We start from the raw sequence: 7,544 nt of genomic DNA on the forward strand, positions 1-7,544 counted from the left end.
TATTAGCGCGCGCTTATTAACAGCATGGCCGAATTAACGGGTTGCAAAGAAATTGCATCGAATAGCCGACCATCTGCGCGCTTTGCTGGTGAAGGGTCGTGCCTATTTGTCACCGTTTTCGAAGGCGCCGATCCCTTGTGCGATGAGGTTGGTGGCCATGACCAGCGAGATGATCGCCGCCGAATTGAACACCACCACCCACCATTTGCCGCCGGTGAGGAATCCGTAGCCGTCGGCTATGGCCAGCCCCCAGTCGGCCGAAGGCGGCTGGATGCCAAGGCCGAGGAAGCTCAGCGTCGCGATCGAGAAGAAGGCGTAGCCGAGCCGGGTGATGAGCTCGATCAGGATGGTTTCCCTCACATTGGGCAGGATCTCCAGGAACATGATGGCCAGCCGGCCTTCGCCGGCCAGTCGCGCGGCGCTGACATAGTCGCGCTCGCGCTGTTCGCGTACAGCCGTGCGCACCGTGCGCGCCACCAGCGGCGCATAGGCAAGGCCGATCACCAGGATGACGGTGAGGTTTGACGGGCCGATCGCCACCAGCGCCATCGTCACCAGGACGATGAAGGGCAGCGACATGACGGCATCGAGCAGCCGTGCACCGACGCTATCGACCATGCCGCCAAAAGTGCCGAGCACCAGGCCGATGACGCTGCCGGCGGCAACACCCGCCAGCGTCGCCAGCGGCGCCACCAGCAGGATGTCGCGCGAGCCGACGATGATGCGCGAGAGCACGTCGCGGCCGAGCTGGTCGGTGCCGAACCAGTGCACCGCGTCGGGCGGCGTCATCATGGACAGGAAATCCTCGGCATAGGGATCGAAGGGCACGAATTGCCAGCCGAACACGGCGCAGGCGACCCAGAACAAAAGCACCACCGACCCGATCACGGTCGACGGCGCCACCTCGGGCAAAAAGCCGCGCAGCCGGCCGATCCGGGAGAGCCTGGAGTCACTGCGCACAGGAGACTGGGCAAGATCGGTCATGGCGCGTTCCGCCGGCGCTGGCGCGGATCGAGCAATGCCTGCAGGACGTCGCCGATCGCGGCCGTCGACACGAAAATCGCAGCCATCACCAAAACGCCGGCCTCGAGCATCGGGAAGTCGCGTGCCTTGGCGGCGGTCAGCACCAGATTGCCGAGGCCCTGTATCCCGAACAGCGCCTCGATCACCACCAGACCACCGAGCAGGAAGCCGCTCTGGGTGGCGATGACCGCCACCGTCGGCACCAGCGCGTTGCGCAGCACATGCTTGAACAGCACTTGCGAGGGGCTGAGGCCCTTCAGGATCGCGGTGCGCGTATAGTCCGCGCCGCGCGCCTCGATCACCCCTGCCCTGGTCATGCGCGCGACATAGCCGATGAGGTTCAGCACCAGCGGCAGCGCCGGCAGGATGAGGTAATAGCTTCTCGTCCAGAAACCCGCGGCCTCGGGCGCGGCACCCGTGATCGGAAACCAGGCGAGCCACAGGCCGAAGACCATCAGCAGCAGCAGGCCGGAAACGAAGTCGGGCACGATCGAGAGCGAGACACCGGTCAGCACGATCAGCCGGTCGACGAGGCTGCCGGCTCTCAGGCCCGCGATAACGCCGGCGCCGATGCCGATCGGCACCAGGAACACCAGCACGACACCGGCGAGTGCGGCGGAATTCCTGATGCTTTCCAGCACCAATGGCGCCACCGGTGCACGCATGGAGAGGGATTCGCCGAAATCCCCCGTGATCGCCCGGCTGAACCAGTGCCAGTATTGCTGAGGGATTGGCTGGTCGGTGCCGAGCTTGCGATTGAGTTCGGCCACCGCTTGCGCATCGGCGAACGGGCCGAGCATGACGCGGCCGACATCGCCGGGCAGCACCTGCCCGGCGAGGAAGATCAGCGCGCTGACCAGCCACAGCGTCAACAGCAGCGAGCCCGCGCGTGCCGCCAGCGGCCGCACGATCGCCATCGAGGCGGTCACACGAACGACACTCTGTCGAGCAGCAGATGCGAGATGGCGGTGAAGCGCACGCCCTCGACCTTGGCGCTGACGATGCGGCTGTATTGCGAGAAGTAGCTGATGATCAGCGGCGTCTCGTCAAGCAGCAGGGTCTGGATCTTGCCGGCGGCGAGCCGCTGCGCCTGGAGGTCGCGCGCCTTGCCGTAGTCGATGAGCAGCGCGTCATAGGCCGGATTGTTGAAATGCGCCGCGTTCCAGCTCCCGGTGCTCTTCAGCGTCGCGTTGAGGAAGATGTCGGGCGTGCCGCGATGGCCGAAATCGGTGATGCCGAGGTTGGAATCCAGCCATGGCGAGCTGCCGAACGTCGCCGATCCGTAATAGGCATCCTGCGGCAACACGTTGAGCTTGATGTCGATGCCGGCCTTTTTGGCGAAGTTCTGGATCAGCACCGCATAATCGGGAATGTCATAGGCGCGCTCGGTGGTCAGCGTCACCTCGAAACCGTTGGGCACGCCGGCCTCGCCAAGCAGCCGCTTGGCCTCGGCGATGTCCTGCTTGCGCTGCGGCACCGACGGATCGGCCGAGGGGAAGATCGGCGCGAATGGCGTGTCGTTGCCGACGACGGCGCGGCCCTTCAACAGGCCCTTGACCACCGCCTCGCGGTCGATGGTGAGCGCCAGCGCGCGGCGGATGCGCTTGTCGGTGAACGGCGCCTGGTCGGTCCGCAGATGCGCCGGATCATGCGAGCTTGCCTGCACGCTGAGCAGCTTGAAATTGGGATTGCCCTCGATGGCCAGTTCCAGCCGCGTGGTGCTGGGGATGACGTCGAGCTGGCCGGCCTGCAGCGCCAGCACCTGCGCCTGCTCGTCGTCGAAGAACTTGATCTCGACCCGGTCGGGCAGCGCCTTGTCGCCCCAATAGTCCGGATTGCGCACGAAGCTGGCGCCCTGCTTGGGACGGAAGGAGTCCAGCTTGAACGGGCCGGTGCCGTTGAAAGTCTTCTCGAAATCGCCGGCATAGTCGGCCGGCAGGATGACGGCATTGTAGACGTCGGAGGAAACATAGAACGGGAAATTGCTGTTCGACTGGTCGAGATCGAAGGCGACCGTTTCGTCATCGACGACCTTGGTGCCGCCCTTGGAGAGGATGCCCTTGTAGGCCGACAAGGCGGACGAGCCGCTGGCCGGGTCGACAAGCCGTTCGAAGCTCGCCACCACATCTTTTGCCGTGACGGTGCGGCCATCATGGAATTTCACCCCCGGCCGCAGCTTGAACGTCCAGCGCTTGGCCGTCTCGTCGGCTTGCCAGGACAAAGCAAGCTTCGGCTGCAGCCCATCCTTGGGATCGTCGAGGATCAGGTACTCGCCGACCTGGCTGAGCACGCCGATGCTGGCTGGATCGGTCACCGTGACGGGGTCGATCGCCTTGGTCGGCTGGCCGAGCCCGACACGGACCGTGCCGCCGGTGGTGGCCGCGCGTGCCGCGCCTGGCGTGAACAGCCCTTGCGAGGCGGCAAAGCCGGTGAGGCCGAGAAGGGCTGCGTATTTCAGGAGATCGCGGCGCTTGAGGAAGCCCTGCGCGTATTCGTCGACCGCGACATTCCAGATGTCGCCAGTGTGGTTGCGCCCGGACTGGTTGCGCCCAAAATGGTCACGCAAAGTATCGATGTCGGAATTTTTCGTCATTGTGTGCCTCACATGAAATAAGAAGACGGGTGGGGTCAGGCCGGCTGCCCGTCGAGATGGATGCGATCGACCGCTTGCGGGTAGAAGGCGATCAGGCCTTTGATCTTGGGCATTTCGTCGATCGGGTCGCGGTAGCTCCAGGCGATGTCGGGGCGAACCGAACCGTCCTTCAAGAGACCCGACCAGTAGGACGCGATGCCCTTGTAGGGACATCGTGTCGTCGAGTTGGACGCCGTCAGCCGCTCCAGCCGGACATCCTCCGGACGCAGGTAGAAACGCGTCGGCAGATGGGTCTCGAACAGCAGCACCGGGCGGTGGCTGTCGGCGATCAATTCGCCGTCGAACCAGACCTGCACATGGCTGGAACTCTGCAGCACATCGATGCGCGCATAGGGATCGCGGGCGTGGACGAAGACTTCTTCGTCCTCCTCGAACCACTGGTCGACCGCCTTCCAGGTGAAGGCGATGCGGCCGGCGAGCGGCGCCAGGTTTTCATCCGGCGGCGCCGTGAACGACCACGCCGCATTGGCGGCGCGCTTGTCGCCGCTGTCGATGTCCCAATAGGCGGTCTCGCCGCCGACGGCGTGCGGCTCGCGATGCAGCGAAGGTTTCAGCACCGACGGGTCGACCGAGGACGGCGGGAAGAAATAGATCGGCAGGAAATGGTTGGAGCGCAGCACCAGCACATTGCGGCTGTCGGCGATGGTGCGGCCGCCGAATTTGACGCGCACGCGCTTGGGGCTGTGCAGGACATTGACGAGACGCGGAGCGGTGGCTTCGCGGGGCTGAAGGTTCGGTGCCGCGGTCATGGCTGCCTCCTCAGGACACGGCGCGCGCATTGGCGCGCTGCTCGGCGAAGCGGTTGGCGGGGCGGGCAAGCCCAAAACGGTCGCGCAACGTGCCCGGCGCATATTCGGTCGGGACCAGGCCGCGCCGCTGCAGTTCCGGCACCACCTGCTCGGCGAAGTTCACCCAGTCCTCCGGCAGCAGCGGGAACATCAGGTTGAAGCCGTCGGCGGCGCCCGACACGAACCAGTCTTCGAGCTGGTCGGCGATCTGCTTCGGCGTGCCGGCGACCGTCGGCACCGAACCGCTGTTGGCGAGCTTGCGGGCGATGTCGCGCAGGCTGAGGTTCTGCTTCGACCATTGCTTGACGCGGTTGAGCGAGGTGCGCCCGCCATTGAAGGTGCTCTCGTCCGGCAGCGGCGGCAGCGGCCCGTCGGGCGGATAGGCCGAGAGATCGATGCCGCTCCAGCTCGACAGCAGGTCGATGCCGACCTGGTCGGGAAGCAGGCTCTGCAGATACTCCTGCTTTTCGCGGCCCTCGGCTTCGGAGGCCGCGACAACAGGCAGGATGCCGGGCAGGATCTTGAAGCTTTCCGGCCGCCTGCCATGGCGCGCCAGCCGCTCGTTGATGTCCTGCCGGTATTTTATGCCGTCTTCCCTGGTGCCGAAGATGGCGAAATGCACGTCGGCCTGGGCGGTGGCGAAATTCTTGCCGTCCTCGGACGAGCCGGCCTGCACGATCAGCGGATGGCCTTGCGGCGGCCGCGACACGTTGAGCGGCCCGCGCACCTTGAAATGCTTGCCCTTGTGGTCGATCGGATGGACCTTGTCGGGATCGGCGAAATAGCCTGTTTCCTTGTCGATGAGGAGCGCCTCGTCCTCCCAGCTGTCCCACAGCGCCTTGACGATATCGAGGAATTCGCCGGCCCGCTCATAGCGGAAGGCGTGTTCGATATTGCCGTCGCGGCCGAAATTGCGCGCCTCCTCGTCCATCGCCGAGGTGACGACGTTCCATGACGCCCTGCCCTTGCTGATATGGTCGAGCGAAGCGAACAGGCGCGCGACATTGAAGGGCTCGCTGTAGGAGCTCGATGCCGTGGTGATCAGGCCGATGTGTTTGGTCACGCCGGCCAGCGCCGACAACAGCGTCAGCGGTTCGAGGCGCGCATTGGCGTAATGCGCGACGCCGCTCTTGACCGAATCCCAGATCGACACGTGGTCGGCGACGAAGATGGTGTCGATCCTTGCCCGTTCGGCCGTCTGCACCAGCTCGCGATAATAGTCGAAGTCGAGCACTTCGCGCCCCGGCGCGCGCGGATGGCGCCATGCCATGCGGTGGTCGCCCTGCGGGTTGAAGAAGAACGCGCTGAGGATCATGTGCGACATGCCGTCGGATGCGGAAAATCGGCGGCGCAGCGGCGTGCGGCCGTGCCCCGAAAATCTTCCAGTTCTCGAAAGTTAGATTGCGCTCCAGCTTTATTCGAGTAAATTTATAGAGATTGTACCCTGAGAAAGCGGAAGCGATTGCCCCTGATCGCGGCGCGCGCAGAAAGTGGTTTCGGGCCATCCCATGTCTTCGGTTTTGCCATCCATGTCTTCGGTTCTAAATGTCGAGCACCTCTCCGTTTCCTATGCGGGAGCGAGGCGCATCCACCGCGCGGTTGATGACATATCGCTCAGGATCGGCCAGGGCGAAGCGCTTGGGCTGGTCGGCGAATCCGGTTCGGGCAAGAGCTCGGTGGCGCTGGCGGTGCTGCGTTATCTGCCCAGGCACGCCCGGGTCGAGGCCGCGCAACTGGCCTTCGAAAATCGCGAGATCCGCGACCTTTCAGCGGCCGAGCTGCGCCGGCTGCGCGGCGACCGCATCGCCGCCGTCTACCAGCATCCGGGCTCGGCGCTGAACCCGAGCATGACCATTGGCGGCCAGATCACCGAGACCATCCTGCGTCATCGGCCGATGCATCATGACGATGCGCTCGGGCGCGCCGCACAGTTGCTCGGCCGCGTCCGCGTCGCCAACCCCGAGCGCGTGCTGCGGCTTTATCCGCACGAACTGTCGGGCGGCATGCAGCAGCGCGCCAACATCGCCATCGCGATCGCGCTCGACCCGTCGCTTTTGGTGATGGACGAGCCGACGACGGCGCTCGACGCCAGCGTCCAGTCCGAGATCATCGCCATCCTCGATGATCTGCGCCGCGAGCACCGCACCAGCATCCTTTTGATCAGCCACGACATCAACCTGATCCGGCGCTCCTGCGACCGGGTCTCGGTGATGCAGGCGGGCGCGGTGGTCGAAACGGGTGCCGCCGACGAGGTATTCGACAACCCGCGCCATGCCTACACGCGGGCGCTGGTCGCGGCCATTCCAACGCTCGACCGCACCAAGCGCGACGGCAGGCTGGCCGAGGATGCCAGGGACCTGACTTCCGACGCGCCGGCCGGAGAACAGCCAGACAATGCCTTGCCTGCGCCACGACGGGATATCGCCGTGTCTTGCCGCGGCATAAGACAATCCTTTGGCGGCCAGCCGGTGCTGCACGGCATCGACCTCGACATCGCCGGCGGCGAGACCTTCGGCCTGATCGGCGAGTCCGGTTCCGGCAAGTCGACGCTGGCCCGGATCGTCACCGGCCTGCAGCCGGCGACGGCGGGCTCGGTCGAGCTGTTTGGCAAGACCGTGGCGCCGCTGGTCGAGCGGCGCCAGCCCAGCGAGCGGCGCGACGTGCAGATGGTGTTCCAGTCGCCCGACCGCACGCTCAACCCGCGCCAGCGCATCGGCCGCATCCTTGGCCGCCCGCTGCGGCGGCTGGCCGGCCTGCCGCGCCGCGCCGTGCCGCAGCGTGTCGGCGACCTGCTGGCCTCGGTGCGTCTCTCTCGCATCACGGCCGAGCAGAAACCCGGAACCCTGTCCGGCGGCCAGCGCCAGCGCACGGCAATCCCGCGCGCCTTCGCCGGCCTGCCGCGGCTGGTCGTGCTTGACGAGCCGACCTCGGCGCCCGCACTCGCGGGCCAGGCGCCCGTGGCCAACCGGCTCAACCATCCCCACCCCGGCCGCTGCCCTGCCGCCCCCGTCGTCACCCATCGCCCACGGCGGGCGCCCCCCCGTCCCGCCCCACCCGGCGCGCGTGTCCCGCGCCCCCGG

At 66.0% G+C, this 7,544-nt stretch carries 6 protein-coding genes; 1 reads left to right on the plus strand and 5 read right to left on the minus strand.

Features of this window, described 5'->3' with window-relative positions:
* Positions 1-102: 102 nt before the first annotated feature.
* From JT360_RS30350 to JT360_RS30370, 5 genes are read right to left on the minus strand one after another with little or no spacing between them, the layout of a single operon-like run.
* A complete protein-coding gene (locus JT360_RS30350) occupies positions 103-984 on the minus strand; it encodes an ABC transporter permease (RefSeq protein ID WP_214476672.1) in 882 nt (293 codons plus the stop codon).
* Positions 981-1,934 carry an ABC transporter permease gene (locus JT360_RS30355; RefSeq protein WP_502845498.1) on the minus strand — a complete coding sequence of 318 codons (954 nt, stop codon included), beginning with the start codon at positions 1,932-1,934 and terminating at the stop codon, positions 981-983. Before JT360_RS30355 ends, JT360_RS30350 begins: the two co-directional genes overlap by 4 nt.
* Before the next feature lie 14 nt (positions 1,935-1,948).
* Positions 1,949-3,616: an ABC transporter substrate-binding protein gene (locus tag JT360_RS30360; protein WP_214476674.1), complete on the minus strand. Its 1,668-nt coding sequence runs from the start codon at positions 3,614-3,616 to the stop codon at positions 1,949-1,951.
* 35 nt (positions 3,617-3,651) lie between these two features.
* Complete coding sequence (locus JT360_RS30365; protein WP_214476676.1) at positions 3,652-4,425, minus strand: DUF427 domain-containing protein; 774 nt, start codon at positions 4,423-4,425, stop codon at positions 3,652-3,654.
* Positions 4,426-4,435: 10 nt separating this feature from the next.
* Positions 4,436-5,788, minus strand: coding sequence for an LLM class flavin-dependent oxidoreductase (locus tag JT360_RS30370; protein WP_214476678.1), 1,353 nt, complete (start codon positions 5,786-5,788; stop codon positions 4,436-4,438).
* A gap of 205 nt (positions 5,789-5,993) precedes the next feature.
* On the opposite strand from JT360_RS30370, the gene JT360_RS30375 reads away from it, so the two are divergent.
* Positions 5,994-7,544: ATP-binding cassette domain-containing protein (locus tag JT360_RS30375; protein WP_250889178.1), on the plus strand; the 1,551-nt coding region annotated here is incomplete at its 3' end.

Source organism: Mesorhizobium sp. dw_380 (assembly GCF_018588885.1).
GTDB lineage: Bacteria > Pseudomonadota > Alphaproteobacteria > Rhizobiales > Rhizobiaceae > Mesorhizobium.